15 protein-coding genes are annotated in these 22,424 nt (G+C 64.5%); 3 read left to right on the forward strand and 12 right to left on the reverse strand.

Annotated features, from left to right (window positions below; genetic code table 11):
- From Q0L57_RS19480 to Q0L57_RS19510, 7 genes are all read right to left on the reverse strand, one after another.
- Positions 1 to 766: fumarylacetoacetate hydrolase family protein (locus Q0L57_RS19480; RefSeq protein ID WP_296744662.1), on the reverse strand; the 766-nt coding region annotated here is incomplete at its 3' end.
- Between the two features lie 136 nt (positions 767 to 902).
- Positions 903 to 1,634, reverse strand: a complete 732-nt coding sequence (locus tag Q0L57_RS19485; RefSeq protein WP_296744663.1) for an SDR family oxidoreductase — start codon at positions 1,632 to 1,634, stop codon at positions 903 to 905.
- Positions 1,635 to 1,865: 231 nt separating this feature from the next.
- Complete coding sequence (locus tag Q0L57_RS19490) at positions 1,866 to 4,241, reverse strand: aldehyde dehydrogenase family protein (protein ID WP_296744664.1); 2,376 nt, start codon at positions 4,239 to 4,241, stop codon at positions 1,866 to 1,868.
- 49 nt (positions 4,242 to 4,290) lie between these two features.
- Positions 4,291 to 5,346: a deoxyribose-phosphate aldolase gene (deoC, locus tag Q0L57_RS19495; RefSeq protein WP_296744665.1), complete on the reverse strand. Its 1,056-nt coding sequence runs from the start codon at positions 5,344 to 5,346 to the stop codon at positions 4,291 to 4,293.
- Between the two features lie 80 nt (positions 5,347 to 5,426).
- On the reverse strand, positions 5,427 to 8,585 hold the full coding sequence (locus Q0L57_RS19500) for an efflux RND transporter permease subunit (protein ID WP_296744666.1): 3,159 nt from the start codon (positions 8,583 to 8,585) through the stop codon (positions 5,427 to 5,429).
- The gene (locus Q0L57_RS19505) at positions 8,585 to 9,814 is read right to left on the reverse strand and encodes an efflux RND transporter periplasmic adaptor subunit (protein ID WP_296744667.1); all 1,230 of its coding nucleotides are present in this window, start codon (positions 9,812 to 9,814) and stop codon (positions 8,585 to 8,587) included. The genes Q0L57_RS19500 and Q0L57_RS19505 overlap by 1 nt, the downstream gene beginning before the upstream one ends.
- 328 nt (positions 9,815 to 10,142) lie before the next feature.
- The gene (locus Q0L57_RS19510; protein WP_296744668.1) at positions 10,143 to 10,970 is read right to left on the reverse strand and encodes a ferredoxin--NADP reductase; all 828 of its coding nucleotides are present in this window, start codon (positions 10,968 to 10,970) and stop codon (positions 10,143 to 10,145) included.
- Positions 10,971 to 11,190: 220 nt separating this feature from the next.
- Between Q0L57_RS19510 and Q0L57_RS19515 the strand changes: the two genes are divergently transcribed.
- From Q0L57_RS19515 to Q0L57_RS19525, 3 genes are all read left to right on the forward strand, one after another.
- Positions 11,191 to 13,263, forward strand: a complete 2,073-nt coding sequence (locus Q0L57_RS19515; protein ID WP_296744669.1) for a hydantoinase/oxoprolinase family protein — start codon at positions 11,191 to 11,193, stop codon at positions 13,261 to 13,263.
- Between the two features lies 1 nt (position 13,264).
- Entirely contained in the window at positions 13,265 to 14,965 is a 1,701-nt protein-coding gene (locus Q0L57_RS19520; RefSeq protein ID WP_296744670.1) for a hydantoinase B/oxoprolinase family protein, read from the forward strand.
- A 142-nt stretch (positions 14,966 to 15,107) separates the two neighbouring features.
- Positions 15,108 to 16,193, forward strand: coding sequence for a phosphatase PAP2 family protein (locus Q0L57_RS19525; RefSeq protein ID WP_296744671.1), 1,086 nt, complete (start codon positions 15,108 to 15,110; stop codon positions 16,191 to 16,193).
- A 30-nt stretch (positions 16,194 to 16,223) separates the two neighbouring features.
- Here Q0L57_RS19525 and Q0L57_RS19530 read toward each other — a convergent pair whose 3' ends face one another.
- The 5 genes from Q0L57_RS19530 to Q0L57_RS19550 form a co-directional block, all read right to left on the reverse strand.
- Complete coding sequence (locus Q0L57_RS19530; protein ID WP_296744676.1) at positions 16,224 to 16,685, reverse strand: MarR family transcriptional regulator; 462 nt, start codon at positions 16,683 to 16,685, stop codon at positions 16,224 to 16,226.
- Positions 16,682 to 17,266 carry an amino acid synthesis family protein gene (locus Q0L57_RS19535; protein WP_296744672.1) on the reverse strand — a complete coding sequence of 195 codons (585 nt, stop codon included), beginning with the start codon at positions 17,264 to 17,266 and terminating at the stop codon, positions 16,682 to 16,684. The genes Q0L57_RS19530 and Q0L57_RS19535 overlap by 4 nt, the downstream gene beginning before the upstream one ends.
- Positions 17,259 to 18,143: a UPF0280 family protein gene (locus tag Q0L57_RS19540; protein ID WP_296744673.1), complete on the reverse strand. Its 885-nt coding sequence runs from the start codon at positions 18,141 to 18,143 to the stop codon at positions 17,259 to 17,261. Before Q0L57_RS19540 ends, Q0L57_RS19535 begins: the two co-directional genes overlap by 8 nt.
- Complete coding sequence (locus tag Q0L57_RS19545; protein WP_296744674.1) at positions 18,143 to 19,684, reverse strand: 6-hydroxynicotinate reductase; 1,542 nt, start codon at positions 19,682 to 19,684, stop codon at positions 18,143 to 18,145. The genes Q0L57_RS19540 and Q0L57_RS19545 overlap by 1 nt, the downstream gene beginning before the upstream one ends.
- Positions 19,681 to 22,424: molybdopterin-dependent oxidoreductase (locus Q0L57_RS19550; RefSeq protein ID WP_296744675.1), on the reverse strand; the 2,744-nt coding region annotated here is incomplete at its 5' end. The genes Q0L57_RS19550 and Q0L57_RS19545, both read right to left, overlap by 4 nt.

Genomic DNA, 22,424 nt, shown 5'->3' on the forward strand with positions numbered 1-22,424 from the left:
ACACCGGCGGCTTCATGCCGAGGCCGACGCCGGGTGGCGTGCCGGTGGAGATGATGTCGCCGGGATGCAGCGACATGAACTGGCTGAGATAGGAGACCAGATACTTCACGCCATAGACCATGGTCTTGGTGGAGCCGTTCTGCATGGTCTTGCCGTTGACGGTCAGCCACATTTTCAGGTTCTGCGGGTCGACGATCTCATCCTTGGTGACCAGCCATGGGCCGATCGGGCCGAACGTGTCGCAGGACTTGCCCTTGGTCCACTGGCCCTGGCGCTCGGTCTGGAAGCCGCGCTCGGACACGTCGTGGGCGACGCAATAGCCGGCGACATAATCCAGCGCCTCGTCCTCCGAGACATATTTGGCGGTCTTGCCGATGACGACGCCGAGCTCGACTTCCCAGTCGGTCTTGACCGAGCCGCGCGGGATCAGCACGTCATCATCCGGGCCGACGATCGCCGAGCTTGCCTTCATGAAGATGATCGGCTCCGACGGCACGGTCGCGCCGGTTTCGGCGGCGTGGTCGGAGTAGTTGAGGCCGATGCAGATGAATTTTCCCGTGCCGGCGACGCAAGCGCCCATGCGCGGCTTGCCGGAGACCACCGGCAGCGATTTCGGATCGAGCTTCGAAAGCATCTCCAGCGAGGCCGGGTGGAGCGCAGTGCCCGCGATGTCGGCGACATGAGCCGAAAGGTCGCGGATCGTCCCGTCAGCATCGAGCAGGCCGGGTCGTTCGCTTCCCGCCTCGCCGTAACGCAGCAACTTCATCTTTGTTCTCCACCTTGCGGCCAGCGGCCGTTTTGCAATCTCTTCGCCCGGGCGACGACTGATTTCGAAGCTGGGCGGACCGTAGCCATCGAGCCCATCCCCGGCAAGTCTGGGCGGGCTACCGATCGACCAGGTGTCAGACCGACCAACCCCCGTCGATATTGTAAGCTTGCCCTGAAGTGTACGTCGCGCCGGCCAGATAGATGGCGAGGTCGGCGATCTCCTCGGGCGTGCCCAGGCGCCCCATGGGCTGGCGGGCGATGAAGGCCGCGCGCGCGGCTTCGTAGTCGCCCTGCGCATGCATGCGGTCCTGCAGCGACGGGCTTTCGACGGTGCCGGGGCAAATGGCGTTGCAGCGGATACCCTTGGTAACGTAATCGGCGGCGACCGCCTTGGTGAGGCCGACGACCGCCGCCTTGGTCAGGCCATAGACGAAGCGGTTCGGAACGCCTTTCTGCGAGCTTGCCAGCGAGGCCATGTTGATGATCGAACCATCGCCGCGCTCCAGCATGCCGGGCAGAACGGCGCGGATGGTGCGGATCATCGAACGGACATTGAGGTTCAATGCGAAATCGAGATCCTCATCCTTCATTTCGAGGATCGATCCGGAATGGACGAAGCCGGCGCAGTTGAACAGCACGTCGACCGGGCCGATTTCGGCAAAGGCGGCGCTAACGGCAGCGTCGCTCAGGACATCGAGCTTGCGCGTCCTGATGCCCTGCGTCTTGCCTAGCTCGGCGAGCAGCGGCTCGTTGATGTCGGTGGCATGAACGGTGGCGCCGGCCTTGGCGAAGGCCAGCGCACTCGCCCGTCCGATGCCTTGCGCCGCCGCGGTGACGACGACCACCTTGCCTGCCAGATCCGCCATTCTTCTCTCCTCGCCTGCCGGTTCGTCCGCCTTTATCGAGCGTCCGCTGCCGCGTCGTGTGCCACACGGCCACCATCATGCGGCCTATACCGCAGGCTTCACAGATAAAGATGTTTTTTCTCGTTAAAGAGCAGACACGCGAGCGTCAAGCCCGAATGCGATCACCTTCGCGACAATGTCTCAAGTGGCTCCCGGTGTCGCCCGGGGGCCGCCGCGCTCAGCCGAAGCGCTTTAGTCGCCGTACGGCACCCACACATTCTTGACCTCGATGGCCCGGCGCAGGAACGCCTCCCCGGCGGCTTCGCTCGACGCCCAATCGAGGGTGCGTCCGTTGCCGGACCAGACGCGCTTGAGATTGCCGATGGAGTCGGCCTCAGCCTTGGCGCAGGTGTCGGCATCGGCGAACACCCAGAGCCCGTCGACGTCGTCATGCTTGGCCAGCACGCCGGCAAGCTCGGCGCTGCGGCCTGTAACGATGTTGATGGCGCCGGCTGGAATGTCGGAATACTCGATGACCTGATAGAGATCGGTGGCTAAAAGCGGATGGCGCTCGGACGGAACGGCCACCACGGTATTGCCCATTGCGAGCGCCGGAGCCATCAATGAAACGAAGCCAAGCAACGGCTGGTTGTCCGGCGCAACGATGCCGACGACGCCCACGGGTTCATGCAGCGCCAGCGTCACGACGCGCGCCGGCGGCTGATGGACGCGGCCCTCGAACTTGTCGGCAAGGCCGGCATAGAGGAACAGCCGCTCGATCGACTGCTCGACCTCATCGCGCGCGGCTTTGGCGGTCACGCCGGTGAGTTGCATGAGGCGCGCGGCGAACTCATCGGCGCGGCCGGACAGGTTTTCAGCGAAATAGTAGAGCACCTGGCTGCGGTTATAGGCCGTGGCATCCGGCCAGGCCTTGCAGGCGCGCGCGGCGGCGACGGCGTCGCGGATATCCTTGCGGCTGCCGAGGCCTACCTCGCCAGCAAGCTTGCCCTTGGCGGTCACAATGCCAAGCGAGTAGTTGCCGTCCGGGCGTACCTGCTTGCCGCCGATGAACAGCTTTGCCGTGCGGTCGATCGCCATGCCATCAGCCTGCTCGACCGGCTGGGCCGAGCCGGCCACCGCCGGCTTGATGACCGCGCCGACGGGGAGCTTCGCCGCGAGATATTCGAACATCCCTTCGCGGCCGCCCTCGCGGCCGAAGCCGCTTTCGCGGTAGCCGCCGAAGCCGCAGGCGGCGTCGAACATGTTGGTGCCGTTGACCCAGACCACACCGGCCTTCAATTGCGGCGCGACATGCAGAGCGAGATTGACGTTCTCGCTCCATACCGAGGCGGCAAGGCCGTAACGCGTGTTGTTGGCAAGCTCTATCGCTTCCTCCGTGTTACGGAAGCTCATCGTCGCCAGGACCGGTCCGAACACCTCCTCCTGCGCCAAGATGTTCGCCGGCGAAACACCCGTCGCAAGCGTCGGCAGATGGTAATAGCCCGTGGTCGGCAGGGTAGCGTCCGGCTGCCAGCATGTAGCGCCCTGTTTGGCGCCTTCGGCGATCAGGCCCCTCACCCGATCGAGCTGCGTCAAGTCGACCAGCGGGCCGATGTCGGTGTTCTTGTCGAGCGGGCTGCCGACGCGCAGCCGGCTCATCCTCGCCTTGACCTTGGCGATGAAAGCTTCGGCGATACCTTCCTGCACCAGGAGCCGCGAGCCGGCGCAGCAGACCTGGCCCTGGTTGAACCAGATGCCATCGACGAGGCCTTCGACCGCGCTGTCGAGATCGGCATCCTCGAAGACGATGAAGGCCGACTTGCCGCCGAGCTCCAGCGAAAGCTTCTTGCCCGACCCAGCGGTCGCCTTGCGGATGATCTTGCCAACTTCGGAGGAGCCGGTGAAGGCGATCTTCTGGACGCCCGCATGGTTGACAATGGCAGCCCCCGCCTCAGGCCCGCCCTGGACGATGTTGACGACGCCTTTCGGCACACCGGCGCGCTCGCAGATCTCGGCGAACAGGATGGCGGTGAGCGGCGTGAATTCGGCCGGCTTCAGCACAACCGTGCAGCCGGCGGCAAGCGCGGGCGCAATCTTCCAGGCCAGCATCAGCAGCGGGAAATTCCACGGAATGACCTGGCCGACGACGCCGACCGGTCTGTGGTCGGGAAAATCCTTCTCCAGCGACTGCGCCCAGCCGGCATGATGGATGAAATGACGGATCGCCAGCGGCACGTCGATGTCGCGGCTTTCACGGATCGGCTTGCCGTTGTCGATCGATTCGAGCACCGCGAACAGGCGCTGGTGGCGCTGCATGGCGCGCCCGATGGCGTAGAGCACTTTCGCTCTGCCGTAGCCGGAACTGGCGCTCCACTTGGGCAGCGCCTTGGCGGCCGCGGCAACCGCGGCGTCGATGTCGGCGGCGCCGGCATCCGAGATTTTGGCGAGCAGCTTGCCGGAGGACGGTTCGCTGGTTTCAAAAGTCTTGCCGCTCGCCGCCGCCTTCCAGGCGCCGTCAATGAACAGAGCCTTGGAGAAATCGCGACCGGCCAGCCAGGCATCGGCCTCGTTGCGGGCTTCGGGCGCCGGACCGTATTCCATGGCGTGATAGCGTTCGAGGATGTTCATGGAACACTCCTTTGGAAAAGGATTTCTTCTGCTTTGGGCCCAGCCGGACCTACGCCATCGCGTGGCGATGGTTGGCCGAATAGTGGCCGGTCAAATGATGCTCGAGTTGGCGTTCGATGTCGGTGAGCAGGCTGGAGGCGCCGAAGCGGAACAATGTCGGCTCGAGCCACGGCCGGCCGAGTTCTTCCTTCATGAGCACCAGCCAGTCGAGCGAGGCCTTGGCGGTGGAAATGCCGCCGGCCGGCTTGAAGCCGATCAAATAGCCCGTCTCCTCGAAATAGGCGCGGATGGCGCGTACCATGGCGAGGCCGACGGGAAGCGTGGCGTTGACGCTTTCCTTGCCGGTCGAGGTCTTGATGAAATCGGCGCCCGCCATCATCGCCACCATCGAGGCAAGCATGACATTGCGCAACGTGGCGAGGTCGCCGGTGCCGAGGATCACCTTGAGGTGGGCATCGCCGCAGGCGGCGCGCATGGCGACGATCTCGTTGAACAGCTCGCGCCACTTGGCGCCATAGACCAGGCCGCGCGGGATGACGACATCGATCTCGTCGGCGCCGTCGCGGACCGAAGCTTCGATCTCCTGCAAACGGGTCGAGAGCGGCGCAAGGCCGTGCGGAAAAGCGGTAGACACGGCGGCGACATGAATGCCGGTGCCGCGCACGGCGTCGACCGCGGTGGCGACGAAGGGATGATAGACGCAGACCGCCGCCGGGCGGATGGTTTCCCCGGCGATGCCCAGGCCTTCAACGATGTCCCTGCGCAGCGGGTTGATCGCCTTGGCGCAGAGCCGGCGCACGCGCTCGTCGGTGTCGTTGGAGTTGAGCGTGGTGAGGTCCATGCAGGCAATGGCGCGCAAGAGCCAGGCTGCCTGGTTGTCGGCCTTGATCGAGCGCCGCTTGGTGAGCGTGGCGACGCGACGCTCCAGTGCCGAGCGGTTGACGCTGCGCACCGATTCGAGGAAGCCGAGATCGAGCTTCATGCCCGGATTGCGGGCAATGCCGTGGTCCGAAGGCACCGGCGTGTTGGCGGCGGCGCGCGCCGGCAGGGGCATAACCTTGGATGCGCCGGCGCCTGCGCCGGCCTCGCGGATCGTGCTGCTCATCTGCTGCCCTTTCTCATTCGGGCGATACTTACACGATCGTCGGTATCGAAGCCACTCGCCTGTGGCAGCCGGCTTTCGACCTACTCGGCCGCCAGCTTGCGCCGGGGCTCGGCGACTTCAACCTCCGCATGCGCGGGCTCGGCGTCGTCCTGCCGATGTTTCCCGAACGAGGTGAGCCAATGCGAAAGATCGTCGAGGTAGAGATAGATCACCGGCGTGGTGAAGAGCGTCAGGGCTTGGCTGACAAGAAGCCCGCCGAACATCGTGTAGCCCAGCGGCTGGCGGATCTCCGACCCGGTGCCGTTCTCGAGCATCAGCGGCAGCGCTCCCAGCATGGTCACCATGGTGGTCATCATGATGGGCCGGAACCGCATCAGGCAGGCCTGGCGGATCGACTCCAGGGAACTGAGGTCCTCGCCCCTTTCGGCCGCGATGGCGAAGTCGACCATCATGATGCCGTTCTTCTTCACGATGCCGATGAGCAGGATGACGCCGATCAGGCCGATCAGGTTGAACTCCATGTGGAAGAGCAGCAGCGTGCCGAAGGCGCCGAGCCCGGCCGAGGGCAACGTTGATAGAATCGTCAATGGATGGATGTAGCTCTCGTAGAGGATGCCGAGGATCAGGTAGACCACGACCAGAGCACCCAGGATGAGCAGCGGCACCGAAGACAGCGACTGCTCGAACGCCTGCGCCGTTCCGGTGTACATGGTCTGGATCGTCGCCGGCAGCCTCATCTCGGCCGCGGCCTTGTCGATCGCGGCGGTGGCCTGGCCCAACGCCACGTTGGGCGCCAGGTTGAAGCTGATCGTCACGGAGGGGAACTGGCCTTCGTGGTTGATTATCAGCGGCTGTACCGGCGCCGTCGTCCACTTGGCGATGGCCGAGAGCGGCACCTGCGAGCCGCTCGACGTCGTCATATAGATCTGGTTGAGCGCCTTGAGGTCGCCACGCAGCGACGGCAGCACCTCCATGATCACGTTATAGGTCGAAAGCTGGGTGAAATACTGCGCGATCTGGCGCTGTCCGAAGGCGTCGTTGAGCGTGTTGTCGACGTCGTTGGCGGTCAGGCCGTAGCGAGCGGCCTGGTCGCGATCGACCTGCAGCGTCAGCGTCGTGCCTGAACTCATCTGGTCGGTCGTGACGGCCGTCAATTGGGGCAGCCGTTGCAAGGCGCTCAACAGCTTGGGCGCCCATTGGTCGAGCGCCTCGACATCGGCGCTTTCCAGCACATACTGATATTGCGAGGCGGACAGCTTGCCGCCGACGCGCACATCCTGCGAGGCCTGCATGACCAGGCGCGCGCCCTGCACGACCGAAAGCTTCGGCTGGAGCCGTCGGATCACCTGGTCTGCCGAGGCGTCGCGCTCGTCCCGCGGCTTCAGCTGGATGAACATTCGACCGGTGTTCTGGGTATTCCCACCACCGCCGGCCGCCGCGGCGAAATGCGCGACCGCCGGGTCCTTTATCACGATCTCGGCGAACTGCCTCATGTAGGACTGCATCTGAGGGGCGGAAACATCCTGCCCGGCGAGCGCCTGCCCATAGAGCATGCCGGTGTCCTGCTGCGGGAAGAACCCGCTCGGGACGATGGTGAAGAGATAGCCGGTCAGCACCACGCAGGCCACGAACACAAGCAAGGTGATGAAGCGGTGCCGCAGCGCCCGGTCGAGGCCACGCTCGTAGGCCTTCAGCATTGCGTCGAAAAAGCGCTCGCTCCACTGGTAGAGCTTGCCGTGGTGCTCTTCGGCGGCGGGCTTGATGAAGCGCGACGCCAGCATCGGCGTAAGCGTCAGCGAGACCACCGCCGAGACCAGGATGGTCATGGCCAGGGTCATCGCGAACTCCTTGAACAGGCGGCCGATGATGCCGCTCATCAGGAGCAACGGTATCAGCACCGCCACCAGCGAGATGCTGATCGAGATAATGGTGAAGCCGATCTCGCTGGAGCCGATGGTCGCGGCATCCATCGGCTTCTCGCTGCGCTCGATGTGGCGCACGATGTTCTCCAGCATGACGATGGCATCGTCGACGACGAAGCCCACCGAGATCGTCAGCGCCATCAGCGACAGGTTGTCGATGCTGTATCCGGCAAACCACATCAGCGCGCAGGCGCCGAAAAGGGCAAGCGGCACGGTGAAGGCGGGGATGGCCGTCGCCCAGACATTGCGCAGGAAGAGAAAGATCACCATCACGACGAGCCCGATAGTGAGCATCAGCGTGAACTGGACGTCGGCCACCGAAGCGCGGATGGTCTGGGTCCGGTCGGAAAGCACCTGAACCTTCAGCGAAGCCGGCAAGGACGCGGTCAGCATCGGCAGCTCGGCCTTGATCTTGTCGACCGTGTCGATGATGTTGGCGCCGGGCTCCTTGAAGATGATGAGAACGACCCCGCGTGTCGTGTCGGCCCACGCCGCCTGGGTATAGTCCTGCGCCGCGAGCACCGCTTGCCCGACATCCTTGACCCGCACCGGCGCCCCGTCGCGATAGGCAACGATAGCATTGTTCCAGTCGCTGGCCGCGGTCATCTGGTCGTTGGAGAAGATGGTGAAAGCCCGCACCTCTCCCTCGATGTTGCCCTTGGGCAAGTCCACGGTATTGTTCGACAATGGGGTGCGCAGGGCTTCCAGCGACAGGCCCCTTGCGGCGAGCTTGGCCGGGTCGAGCTGGACGCGGATCGACGGTGTCTGCTGGCCGCCGACCAGCACCTGGGCAACGCCGTTCACATGGCTGATCACTTGGGCGAGCTTGGTGTAGGTGTCATCGCTCACCGTCGTCAGCGGCAAGTCGGTCGAGGTCACCCCGATCACCATGATCGGGGAATCGGTGGGATTGACCTCCCGGTACGTCGGAGGGTTGGGCAAGGTCTTCGGCAGTTGGCCGCCGGCCGCGTTGATCGCCGACTGCACCAGCCCGGCTGCCGCCGCGATGTCGACACTGAGATCGAACTGCAGCGTGATCTGGCTTGAGCCGGACAGGCTGCTCGACGTCATTTCGGCAATGCCTGGGATCTGCGCGAACTGCGTCTCGAGAGGCTGTGTCACCGACGATGCCATGGTGATCGGGTCGGCGCCCGGCAGGTTGGTGGACACCTGGATCGTCGGAAAGTCGACGCGCGGCATCGGCGCGACCGGCAGGTTGAAATAGGCAACCAGGCCGACAAACAGAACTCCCACCATCAACAACGAAGTGGCGATGGGATAGCGGATGAAAGGCGCGGAAACGCCGGTAGCTGCCATCAGCTTGCTCCGTTCGGCTGCGCTCCACCGGCAGGCCCCGGTGCGCCCGAAAACGGCTGGGCATCGACGCTCGTACCGTCGACAAGCCGATACTGGCCGGTGGCCACGACGCGTTGGCCAGGGCTCAAGCCGTCGGTGACGACGGTGTTGCCGCCATCCGAGGGGCCTGTTTTGATCGTTTGACGATGGGCCTTGCCGTCATCGCCAACAACATAGGCGAAGAGCCCGTCTGGGCCGTGCTGGACGGCTTCGTCGGGCACTACGATCGCTCCGGCGATCATGCCGACGCGCATTCGCGTGTTGACTGAGAGGCCCGGCCACAGCGCCTGATCCTGATTTGGAAAGGAGGCCTTGAGCGAAATCGTGCCGGAAGCCTGGTCGACCTGGTTCTGCACCGCATCCAGCGTTCCGCTTGCCAGAACGGTTTTCAGATCCGCGTTCAACACATCGATCGAAACCGGGCCGGCCGCGAAAGTCTTGTTGATGGTCGGGACCTGTTCCTGGGACTGCGTGAACGACACGTAGATCGGCTGGAGCTGCACCACGGTGAAGAGGCCGGAGCTTTGGTCGGCCTGCACGATGTTTCCCGGATCGATGGTCCGGAAGCTCGTCTTGCCGGCCAGCGGCGAAGTGATCTTTGTATAATCGAGGTTCAGCTGAGCCGCCTCGATGGCGGCCTTGTCGCCTTCGATCTGCGCGGCGGTGGTGTTGACCACGGCTTGCTGGTTATCGACATCCTGCTGGGTCTCGAAGGTCTTCTGCAGGAGCGTGGAAAGCCGCTTGAGGACGACCTCAGCGTTCTTCAGCGTCGCTTCGTCCTGCGCCTGCTTGGCTTTGGCCTGGTCGAGCGCCGCCTGGTACGGGGCGGGGTCGATCTCAGCGAGCAGGTCGCCCTGTTTGACCATCTGGCCCTGCTTGACCGGGACCTGGGTGACGACGCCGGTGACGCGGCTCGATACGGTGACGCTGTTCAGCGGCGTGACCGTTCCAAGGCCATAGAGGTAGAGCGGGAAATCGGCCTTCTGCACGGCGGCCACGGTGACCGGGACCTTCGGCGCCGGTTGCGCCGACTTGGCAGCCTCGGCGGCTTTCGCCTTTCCGTCGGCGTAGTAGTGCCATACGCCATAGCCGCCCGCCAACAAGAGCAATGCGGCCAGCATGACGAGGCCCGGCGAGCGCCGGCGCTGTTTCCGCCCGGTCGAGCCATGCTGTGTCGTACGAACCGTCATGCCGCCCAACTCGCTGACAAAAAATGTCGAGCCTTTTCAACGGTCGGAAGCTGCGATCGGCCAAGTCTCGACCGGCGGACAATAAAGCAGATGGCCGCGGCGATCAGGTTACAATTCAGTCATGTAGCGCCGGCGCGTTCAAGGATGCGTGAGGTGTACGCTGATTGCGCATTCGCGAAAAAGTTGCATTTCGCCCTGCCCCGGCCACGATTCGGCCAGGAATTCGCGGCGTGCCGGCACTCATGGCCCGGTTGACACAGGAGAGATCTCTGTCGCCTCGCCGATGCTGTTCATCGTTTCATGGAAACGCCACTGCCGGCGAGGCGCCTTAGCCGACGAAGGCGCGCTCGACGACGAAGCTCGCCGGATGGCTGAGCGAGCCTTCCTGGAAACCCAGGGTCTCGGCCAGTTCCTTGACGTCCTTCAGCATATGCATCGAGCCGCAGATCATGATGCGGTCGGTCTCGGGATTGAGCTTTTCGAGGCCGAGATCGGAGTAGAATTTGCCCGAGCCGATCAGCGCGGTGATGCGGCCCATGCGCGCGGATTCCTCACGCGTCGTCGAGTTGTAGAGCGTCACGCGGCCAGCGGTCAGTTCGCCGATCAACGGATCGCTCTCGAGCGCGGCCACCAGTTCCTGGCCGTAGGTGAGCTCCGCATTGTCGCGGCAGGTGTGAGTGAGGATCACCTGGTCGAACTTCTCGTAGGTGTCGGGATCGCGCAGCAGGCTGGCGAAAGGCGCGATGCCGGTGCCCGTCGAGATCATGAACACGCGCTTGGCGGGCGTCAGGGCGTCGAGCACCAGCGTACCCGTCGACTTCTGGCGCATGATGACGGTGTCACCGACCTGGATCTTCTGCAGCTCCGAGGTCAGCGGACCGTCCGGCACCTTGATCGAGAAGAATTCGAGCTCGTCGTCCCAGGCCGGGCTTGCGACGGAATAGGCGCGGAAGACCGGCTTCTCGGCATTGGGCAGGCCGATCATGACGAACTCGCCGGAGCGGAAACGCAGCGACTGCGGCCGGGTAATGCGGAACGAGAACAACCGGTCGGTATAATGCTTCACCGAAACCACCGTCTCGGCATAGACGTTGGTCGGGATCGGGAACTGCAGCGGCTTTACGCCGGCAATGTTCAACGCGGATGTCGTGTTCATCAAACCCAACTTTCCGGCCCCAGACAGACACGCTGGCGCCAAACTTTCTCCTGCGCGCCCGAACGGTCAGGTTCCGGCGTGCTGCTCGCACACTGCCAAGCGGTAAGCTCTTGTGTCCGGAATTTATTAGTATACAAATGATATTCAGGTCAAGATGGCAGCGTAAAACGCCTTTCCAAACCGAGGCATATCCGTAGTCCTGGCATTTCGGGTTTCGACAATGAATGAGAAATTTTCGGCGTCGACGGGAAGCGTCGTCGCGGGCATCGACGTCGGCGGAACCTTCACCGACCTGCTCCTGATCGACGGCAAGGCGGGCGGAAAAGTCCACATAGCCAAGACTCCAACGACGGTGGAAAATCAGGCCTTTGGCGTAGTCGCCGCACTCGGCGCGACCGGCTTCCCGGTCGACGGCATCGACCTCATCGTGCATGGCACGACCACAACCACCAACGCTGTTCTGGAACGCCGGCTGGCGCGGACAGGCATGATCACCACGCGCGGCTTTCGCGACGTGATCGAGCTTGGCCGGCGCACGAGGCCGCAGGCCTATGGCATGACGGGCACCTTCGTGCCGGTCATTCCGCGCGATCTCAGGCTTGAAGTGTCGGAGCGGGTCGAGGCCTCGGGCGCCGTGCGCGCTCCGCTCGATGAAGCGGAAATGCGTGACGCGGTGAAACGGCTGCTCGACGCCGGCTGCGAGTCCATCGTCATCCATTTCCTGCACTCCTACGCCAACCCGGCGCACGAGCGCCGAGCGGCCGAGATCGCGGCTGAACTCTGGCCGAACGGCCACATCACCACCGGGCACGCGCTGCTTTCGGAGGCGCGCGAGTTCGAGCGCGGCGTGACCGCGGCGGTCAATGCCTCGGTGCAACCAATCCTCGAGCGCTATGTCGAGCGACTGCGCAAGGAGCTTGGCGCCAAGGGCTATGCGCGCGACTTCCTGATCATGAACGGCAATGGCGGGATGATCTCGGCCCGTTTCGTCACGCTGGAATCGGCAAAGACCGTGATGTCCGGCCCTGCCTCCGGCGTGATTGCCGCCGCCTACACCGGAAGGCGCGCCGGCTTCGGCAACCTGGTCACCTACGACATGGGCGGCACCTCGACCGACGTGGCGCTGATCCGCAATGCCGAGCCCGCCGTGTCGAACGAGATCGAGATCGAGTATGCGATGCCGATCCATGTGCCGATGGTGGCGGTGCATACGGTGGGCGCCGGCGGCGGCTCCATCGCGCGCGTCGATGCGGCCGGGCTTATCCAGATCGGTCCGGAAAGCGCCGGCGCCAATCCGGGCCCGATCTGCTACGGCCGTGGTGGCACCGAGCCGACCATCACCGACGCCAATCTGGTGCTCGGGCGGCTGGCGCCGAAGAAGCTGCTCGCCGTCGACAATCCGGTCACGGTCGAGCGCGTCACAGGCATATTCGAGGATAGGATCGGCAAACGCACCGGGCTCTCCGGCGTCGAGGCGGCGGGTGCGATCCTGAGGCTCGGCAACATGAAGATGGCCGGCGCCATCCGCATGGTGTCGGTGTCGCGCGGCCACGACCCGCGGGATTTCGCGCTGTTCGCCTTCGGCGGCGCCGGGCCGCTGCACGCAACGGCGCTGGCCCGCGAGCTCGGCCTGCCCCGGGTGCTGGTGCCGGCGCGCCCCGGCATCACCAATGCGCTTGGCTGCGTCGTCGCGGACCTGCGGCACGACTTCGTCAACACGATCAACCAGCCGGTCAAGCTGCTCGATGAAGCTTTGCTTCACGAGGTATTGGAACGGCACCGAAACGAAGGCGAAGCGCTGATCGCAAAGGAAGCGGTAAAACCGGACGCGATCCGCGTCACCCATTCAGCGGACATGCAGTTCGTCGGCCAGACGCATATCATCAACGTGCCCCTGCCCTCGTCTTCCGTCTCACGGGAAACACTGCAGCAGCTGTTCGAGAAAGCCTATTTCGCCCGCTTCAAGGTCGAGCTGCCGGAAATCCGCGCCAATCTCGTGAACCTCAACACCTCGGTTACTGGCGTGCGGCCGCAGATCGATCTCTCGAAGCTGATCGATCCGGCTGGACGCGCGGCGACGCTCGAGGAGGCGCGGCGCGAAATCCGGCCGGTATGGTATGACGGGCGCTGGCACGACACGCCGGTCTATGCCCGCGAAAAGCTCCCGCTCGGCGCTGTCATCGAGGGACCGGCGATCCTGGAGCAGATGGACGCCACAACCGTGCTTGAACCTGGCGACCACGCACGCTCGGACGCTGACGGCAACATCATCATCGACATTGGCGAGGCCTAAGATGGCGAAGCTCGACACGATCACGCTTTCGGTGCTGCAGGCGGCCCTGCAGCAGGTCTGCGACGAGATGGACCTGACCTTCTCACGCGCCGCCTTCTCGCCGGTGATCGCCGAGGCCAATGACCGCTCGGACGGCATCTATTCGGCGGTCGACGGCTCACTGATCGCGCAAGGCAGCCAGGGCTTGCCGGTGTTCGTCGGCGTCATGCAATATTCGACCAGGACGGTGATCGAGATGATCGCCGACGGCCGCTGCCTGCCGCCGGAGCCAGGCGACATCTACATCGTCAACGACCCCTATCTCGGCGGCACGCATCTGATGGATGTGCGCTTCGTCATGCCGGTCTACCGTGACGGAAAAATCTTCTGCTGGCTCTCCAACACCGGCCATTGGCCGGATATCGGCGGGTCGGTGCCGGGCGGCTTCTCCGCTTCGGCTACCGCCGTGGAACAGGAAGGCCTGCGGCTGCCGCCGGTTAAACTGTTCAAGAAAGGCGTGCTCGATCCGGAGATCTACGCCATCATCTGCTCGAATATCCGCGTTGCCGACCAGCGCATCGGCGACATCCGCGCGCAAGCCGCGGCGCTGCTGATCGGCCAGGACAGGCTCAACGAAATCCTGGATCGTTACGGCGACGAAACTGTTGTCGAGGCGATTGCCGAACTGCGCCGCCGCGCCGCCGAGCAGATGCGCGCCTCGATCGCCGTGATACCGGACGGCGTCTACCGCTCGCAGGCCTTCGTCGATTCCGACGGGGTGGTGAACGAGCCGCTGACCATCAATCTGGCCGTCGAGAAGAAGGGCGACGCGCTGACCTTCGATTTCGCCGGCTCGTCAAAACCCTGCGCGGGGCCGATGAACAGCGTGCTGGCGACGACCTTGTCGTCGGTCTACCTCGCCATGCGCCACATCTTCCCCGAAGTGCCGATCAGCGCCGGCGCCTTCGAGCCATTGAACGTCAAGCGACCGGAAGGCACCTTCCTCGACGCGAAGTATCCGCGCCCGGTGTCAGGCTGCGCGGCTGAAGTCTCGCAGCGCATCGCCGAAGCGGTGTTCGCCGCCATGGTGCAGGCGCTGCCGGACAAGGTCACGGCGGCCCCTGCTGGTTCGAGCGGGAATTTCGCGCTCGGCGGCAACGACCCCGCGCGCGGCCGCGACTATGTCATGTACCAGATTTCCGGCGGCGGTTATGGCGGCAATGCCGGCCATGACGGCCTGAGCAATGGCTGCTCGACCATTGGCATTTCGAAATCGCCGCCGGTCGAGATCATGGAGCAGGCCTTCCCAGTGCTCTACCGGCACTATGCGCTGCGCGAAGGCTCCGGCGGCGCCGGCAGGCACCGCGGCGGGTTCGGGCTTGCCTATGAGGTCGAAATATTGCGCGGTGAAGCCCGCGCGTCGTTCGTCATGGACCATGGCCGCTTCGGCCCGCAGGGCGCGCTCGGCGGCAAGGACGGCGCGCCGAACAGCGTGACCGTGTTCCGAAATGGTGAGGCGCATGTGCCGCCGCATCTTTCCAAGGAGCAGGACATCGCGCTCAAGGCCGGCGACCGCGTGCGCGTCGGCACGCCGGGCGGCGGCGGCTACGGCGATCCGCGCGAGCGCGATCCGAAGCAGGTCGCCGAGGATGTCAGGCTTGGCTATTATACGGCCGAGCAGGCCAGCGAGATGTTTGGGTTTGTTGGGTCAGAACGCCTATAATGGCAATTGTTCGACTTCATTTATACTGTTTTAAGTCGTCGTTTATTGCCATGCAACCCAAATCCCGTGCAACCGGATAACCCTATATTAAACTCCCAAATATAGACATTGCCCGGAGCATGGGTTTGGGGGCATTTCATTCATGGGGTCGCTCGACGACTTGATTGCGGACGCGGGTCTGCCGGGCAAGCCGCGATCGCGATCCGGCGAACCGTCGGATATCGCGCAAATTGCTAACGTCTCGCGTAAGCTGCTCATCTTCTGCCTGCTCTACACTGCCGTGGCGGCTTTGTTATGGCCGGAGCAATACTATCAGATCGCGCAAGACTATTTGTCCCTGCTCATGATATGGGGCCCGCTCTCTGTCTTCGCGGTGATAATTCCCGCGGCAGTGATCATTTCGCCAAGATCGCCGCTCGAATTCCTCGCGATTTCACTGAGATCGAACGGGCTACGGGCATCGATCGTTCTGGCGGTATTCATCCTGTCGCTCGCCGCCTTCACAACCTACAAGGTGAATATCCCGGACATCGTGCCTTTCTACAGCGATAAGGCCTTGGCCGACATCGGTGAACTCCTGCACGGCCAGGCGCCATGGCGAATTGCTCATTCATTCGATTCCGATGCCCTGGCGCTGCTCGTTGCGGTGACCTATTCTAAGATCTGGTTTCTCGAATGGTTCGGCATGGTGCTCTTCGCGGCGCTGTACGCCAATCAGTTGCTGCACCTTCGCTATCTCACTGCGCTTGCGCTCGTCACCATGGTGATCGGAACGCTCATGGCCGCGGTGTTTTCTTCCGTCGGACCCATCTTCTATGACGAATTCTTAGGCGGTGAGCGTTTCGCGGACCTTCTGGAGGTGTTGAAGCAGCACCCCCATAACGCGCATGTGCTGCAGTACTCCAACTACCTTCTGGGAAGTTACAGCGCCGACAAGCCAGCACTTGGCACCGGGATTTCCGCCATGCCCAGCATGCATGTGGCGATCGCCACATTGAACGCCTTCTATCTCGCACGCCTCAACCGCTGGCTCGGGCTCGCAGGCTGGGCATTCGCGATCCTGATCCTGTTTGGCTCCATCTACACCGGATGGCATTATGCCGTTGACGGCTATATCGCGATGCTGGTCGTCACGGTTATCTGGCGGCGCACCGCTGCCATTTTCGACGGCAAGGCTGGCGCCTTCGCTTCGAAGGTCGACGCATTCCGCCTGTCGCCCGCGACCTGACCGGTCGACACGACCGGAGACGTTTGCGATCTACGCCAGCTTCGACAGCAGCCGCAGGAACGTCGCGGTTTCCTTGGCGGTCAGCGGCGCCAGCGTTTCCTCGGTGATGGTGCGGGCGAGCGGGATCAGCCGCTCGATCGCCTCGCGGCCTTCCTCCGTCAGGTTCACCAGCAGCCGCCTTTTGTCGACCTCATGCTTGGACAGCTCTACCAGTCCGCGCGCCTTCAGCCGGTCGATGACGCCCTTCACGGTAGCGGCGTCCATGGCAATCAGCGTTCCCAGCTGATTCTGCGAGGTCTCACCGATATCGTAGAGCTTGGCCAAGGCAGCAAACTGCGGCGGCGTCAGATCGGCGATGTGGGCGGCGAAGATCGCGACATGGCGCTGGTTCACCTTGCGCAGGATGAAGCCCACCTGGTTCTGCAGGTGGTAGCTGGTTTCGTCGGGCTCTTCGGTTTCGACGAGCCGCAGCAGATTGTCCTCGCCGCTCATCTCAAGCCGTCCCATGCCTTGATGTCCTCGGCCGCCAGCCCGCCCATGCGGTTATGGATGCGCGGGCCGCAGGTCATGGCGAGGCAGAACAGGATTTCGTCGGGACGCGGGCCGTCGCTGATGCCGACTTCCATGGCGTCGAAATGGCTGCGCACATAGGCGGCGTTGACGTGGCCGAGCGGCACGTCGAGCCGCGAGCCGAATGCGCCGACCTTCTTTGCCGACGGCACGATCGCCTTGGCGTCGCCGAGCCGCTCGCGCATGGCGTAGCCGCCTGGCACATGCCACAGCGCGCCGTGTTCGAGTTCGCCGGCGGAGCCTACGATGGCGCCCTTGCCGTAGCCGTCGATCTTCTTCACGTCGCCGCCAAGGGCCGCGATCAGCTTGTCGGCCAGCATCAGGCCGAGCGGCTTCAGGTCTTCCATCGCCCCTTGCAGCTCTTCGACATAGCGGCCGGCGAACGGGTTCTTGACCACGGCAAGAGCGGCGGCGCGGCGGCGCGGATCCTTCGCCACGGGACCACCGTCGTGGAAGATTTCCTCGGTCAGAACCGCGACCTTGCGGATCGGAAAGTCAGGCATGGGCAAAATCCTCACATTCATGCTTGTTGGGCGCGGCGAGCGCCACGGAACCACTGATGCGGGACTGGCCCGCCAGAAAGAGCGCCGATGCGGCAATCAGGCCGCGCCGGCGAAAATCTTCGGCGACAGCAAGGCCCTTGTCCAGCGCCGCAGCCACCTCGGCAGCCTGAAGCGTGCCCACGGCCTGCGTCACCAGCATCTCACCGAGATCGCTGTCAGGCGCCAGCTCACGCGCCGCAACGCGTGTGATGGCAGGATGCCCGGGCAGGTCGACGGCGTTGGCAATGAGCGTCGCCGCGGCATCGGCCTCGGCTCCGGTCCGCGCAAGCACCGTGACGGCATCGGCTATGCCCAGCGAAAACGACCTGCCGCGCCAGCCGCTGGTGGCGACGCCGCGCACGCCATCCGCGGCACGGATGGTGACCCGGTCGGCCATGCCGTTCCCAGTGCCGGCTATCGCAGCCGTCATCGACTGGCCCTTGCCGAGATGGAGAGCGCTGTCGCCACCATTGTTGACATAAGCGCGGTCAAGCCGGCGGCCGGCGAGCAGCGCCTCCAGAATTTCGTCGGCTACCGATCCAGCGACGGCGGCCATCGGCGTGATGAAGCATTCCGCCAACGGCATGACCGCTGCTTCCATGCGGCGCGCCGTCGGACCTTCGAAGGCGCGCGGCGCCAGAAAGAACGCCGGCAGGCGTAATTCTGGAAGCTCCTTGACTACCTCGATCAGGATCGTCTGGAAGCGCGCGACCGCCTGCTCGTAAGCGGCACGGCATTCGTCGGCGGCACCAAACGCCTCGACGATGAGGTCGATCGGCCCATGGTTGAGATGGAGCCGTCTGCCGTCGGCAAGCCAGTGCGCCTGCGGGCCGTTCATCACCCGGCTCCGTTGGCCACTGAACGCCGCAGCTGCGCCAGCGGCGGCCAGGGATTGCCTGCCGGCGCGCCGGCGCCACGGCGGGCGTTGAGGTATTCGCCGCCCTTGGCGAGAATGTCCTCGACGCTGCGGATTTCGCCCTCATAACCGCCGAGCCTGACATAGTCATCGCGGCGCAAGGTGAATTCGATCGGCGCCACCAGAGCCGGGGTCGGCACATAGCCGAAAGCGCCTTCCGGCACGCGGGTGACGTCGACCATCAGCGTGATGCCGCCGCCCGGCCAGACATAGACCGGAGCCCCACCGACCGTGACGTAGGTCTTCAGGCCTTGCACCGAGCGAGTGAGGTTGACCGGATTTTCGGTGACGCCTGCGCGCAGCGAGCCGCCGGCTCCACCGATGAAGAGCACGGTGCAAAGCGCCGGCTCGCAATTGTCCTCGATCAGGCCGACGGATTTCTGCAGCCGCTCCGGGAAAGGCTTTTGGACCGGCTTCAACTGGTCGTCGAGCTCGTAATACGCGAACTGCTCGCCTGTGGTCGAAACCATCAGCAGCGACAAGCCGGGGCGCGCGCCCTTCTTGGCGTTCCAGTCGCCGAGGATCGACAGCGGATCGGAGATCGTGGTGCCGCCCCAGCCGAGGCCGGGCTCCGACACCTTGAAGTAACGGCCGGGCGTCGAACGGCGGCCGATGATCTTTATGCCCGTGTCCTCCCAGCCCAGCACCTTGCCGGCCTGATGCTCCGAAACCACTCCGGTGATGTGGTCGTCGACCACCACCACCTCGTCGACAAGGCCGCGCCATTGCGTGGCGAACATGCCGATGGTGGCCGAGCCGCAGCCGACGCGCATGCGGTGCTCGACCTTGCCGTCGATGACCGGCGCCTTGCCGGCCTCGACGATGACGGTCGCGCCACCATCGATGGTGAGCTCGACGGGCTTGCGGTTGCAAAGGTTGAGCAGCGCGTCGCAGGTGGCTCGTCCCTCGGCCTTCGAACCGCCGGTCAGGTGATGCACGCCGCCGAGCGAGAGCATCTGCGAGCCGTATTCGCCCGTCGTGACGTGGCCGATCGCCTCGCCCTCCGAGCGCACCGTCGCCGCCTCGTCGCCGATATGGCGGTCGGTGTCGATCTTCACCTTGACGCCGCAGTAGGAGAAGATGCCTTCGGTGACGACGGTGACGAGATCGACGCCCTCCACCTCCTGGCTGACGATGAAGGGCGCCGGCTTATAGTCGGGATAGGTGGTGCCGGCGCCGATCGCGGTGACGAAGCGGCGGCCGGTGTTGACGAGTTCGCCGTTCCAGGCCTCACCCTCGGCGACGAACGGCACCACCGCGCCACCGGTCTCGGCCGCATGGTCGAGGATGGTCAGCGGATCCATGCGCACGATGCGACCGCCGACATTGCCATAGCGGTCGCAGGCGCCGGTGCGGCCGTCGGCGATGTAGCACATCACCGGACAGGCATCGCAGCGGATCTTCTCCGCCACCTGCTTCTCGCCGGGATCGTGGGTTTCGAAACGTTCGGCAAGCTCGCTCATGGGCGCGCCTCCTTTTCACGGATCGCCGCCAGGATGCGGCTCGGCGTCGCCGGCACCTTGGTGGCCAGGACGCCGGTGGCATGGCGGATGGCGTTGAGGATGGCCGGTGCGGTCGGGATCAGCACATGCTCGCCCAGGCCCTTGGCGCCGAACGGTCCTTCCGCGTCCGGGACCTCGACCAGAATATGCTCGACCGGCGGCACGTCGCCTATGGTGGGGATGAGATAGTCGTGCAAATTCTCTGTGCGGCCGGGGATGTATTCCTCCATCAGCGCCATGCCGATACCCTGCGCGATGCCACCCTCGATCTGGCCCTCGACCAGCACCGGATTGATCGCCTTGCCGACATCATGCGCGGCGGTGATCTTGATCAACTTCACTGTGCCCAGTTTGAGATCGACCTCAAGCTCGGCGATCTGCGCGCCATAGCCGTAGACGGCGTAAGGCTTGCCCTGGCCCTTGGCATCGAGCGGCAGCGTCGGCGGGTCGTAGGTTTCCTCGGTAACGAAGACGAGGCCGTCGCCATCGGCCTTCAGCGTCGGCAAGTCGATACGGCGGGCCGCGTCGCCTTCGCGGATGGAAAGGCTCGATCCATCGAGCGCAATCGTCGCATCGCCCGAGACGTTGGCAAAGCGCAGGATTTTTTCGCGCAGCGCGCGGCCAGCCTTCTCGGCCGCCTTGCCGGTCACAAAGGTCTGCCGCGAGGCGGATGTCTTGCCGGCGTCAGGAGTGATGGCGGTGTCGGCGCTCTTCAGCCTGAACTTGTCCAGCGGCAGGCCGAGCGCGTCGGCGCAGATCTGGGTGATGACCGTGTTCGACCCCTGGCCGATATCGACCGCGCCCTGGTGCAGCACAACATAGCCATCGGCCGAAATGCCGACCTTGATGGTCGACGGATTGGGCAGCGAGGTGTTGCCGCAGCCATACCAGCAGGAGGCGACGCCTACACCGCGCTTGCTTGCCGTGTTGGCGGCGTTGAAGGCCTCCGCTTCCGCGAGCGCGCGCGACCAGTGCGGCTCAAGCTGTTCCAGGCATTCGCCGATCCCGGCGCCCGTTTCCAGACGCTGGCCGGTGACGGTTTCGCAGCCATCGCGCAGGCAGTTCCTCAGGCGGAACTCGAGACGATCCATGCCAAGCTTGCCGGCGAGCTCGTCATAGAGCGTTTCCTGCATGATGGTGGCCTGCGGCACGCCGAAGCCGCGGAAGGCGCCGGCAATAGGACCGTTGGTGTGGATGGCGTAGCCGGTCGCGCGGTAATTCGGCGTCAGATAGGGGCCGGAGGCGTGCACCGGCACACGGTTCGCCACCGTCGGGCCCCAGCTGGCATAGGCGCCGGTGTTGAAGTCGCCGGAAAAGACCATGCCGGTGACTCGGCCTTCGGCATCCGCGCCGATGATCGCCTTCATCTCGGCCGGGTGGCGCTTGGTGGTCGACATCATCGATTCGTTGCGCGTGTAGGCAAGGGCCGCCGGCCTGCCCGTCTTCAACGCCACGAGACCGATCAGCGGCTGCAGCGATACGTCGAGTTTCGAACCGAAGCCGCCGCCTGTGGCGGTCGGCACGATACGCACTTTCTCGACCGGGAGGCCGAGCACCTTGGCCGTGTCGTCGCGGTCCATATAGGGCGCCTGCGTGCAGGCAACGACGACCAGCGTTTCGCCGTCCATATAAGCGTAGCCGGCTTCCGGCTCGATATACGCATGCTCGACGAAGGAGGTCTCGATAGCGCCGGAAACAGTGACGGTTGCGCTTGCAAGCGCGCCATCAGGGTCGCCTCGCTCGACGAAGCCGGAGGTCAGCAGGTTGGCCGGGCGGTGCTGGTGGATCAGCGCAGCGCCTTCGGCTTTCGCCTCGCGTGGCTGCAGCACATGCGGCAGTTCGGTCCAGGCAATCGGAAAATCCGTCAAGTCGAGATCGAGGATCGCTTCGCGCTCACCCGCCACCAGCGCCACTGCCTCGCCGCGAAGGCGCGCAAAGCCTTCAGCCAAAGCTGGCTGGTCGGCAAAGGGGCCGATGACGCCGAAGCAGTTCTTGCCGGGGATGTCGGCGGCGGTGAAGACACCTGCGATGCCGGGATGCGCTCGCACCCACACGTCGAGATCGCCGAAGCTGAAGCCTGCGTGATAATGCGGCGAGCGGACCACAAGCACCGAAAGCGCATCGGCCGGGAAGGAGTCGCCGCCAAATTTTTCGTCACCAGTGACTTTCGGCACACCATCGAGGCGGATCGGCGAGGCGCCGACGGCGCGGCCCGCTTCAGGCAGGCGAAGGTCAACGCCATTCATATGGCGCGAGGCATGCATCACCGCAGCGACGATCTTGCGATAGCCTGTGCAGCGGCAAAGCACGCCGCCCAGCGCATCCTGCGTCTCGGCTTCGCTCGGCGTCGGGTTGCGCTCCAAGAGCGCGGTTGCCGCCACCAGCAGGCCCGGCGTGCAGATGCCGCATTGCGCGGCGCCGTGTTCGAGGAACGAGGCCTGCAAGGCGGAAAGCCTGCCGTTGGCGAGGCCTTCCACCGTGGTGACGGAAGCACCCTGCACTGAAGCCGCCGGCATCAGGCAGGCGCAGACCGGGTTGCCGTCGACCAGCACGGTGCAGGCGCCGCAATCGCCGGCATCGCAGCCGACCTTGGTGCCGGTCAGCCGCAATTCGTCGCGCAGAACCTGCGAGAGACGTCGAACCGGCGGCACGGAAACACTGACGGCGGCACCATTGACCTCGAAGGCAATGTCGGCGCGTT

The sequence above is a fragment of the Mesorhizobium sp. genome, assembly GCF_024509055.1.
GTDB lineage: Bacteria > Pseudomonadota > Alphaproteobacteria > Rhizobiales > Rhizobiaceae > Mesorhizobium.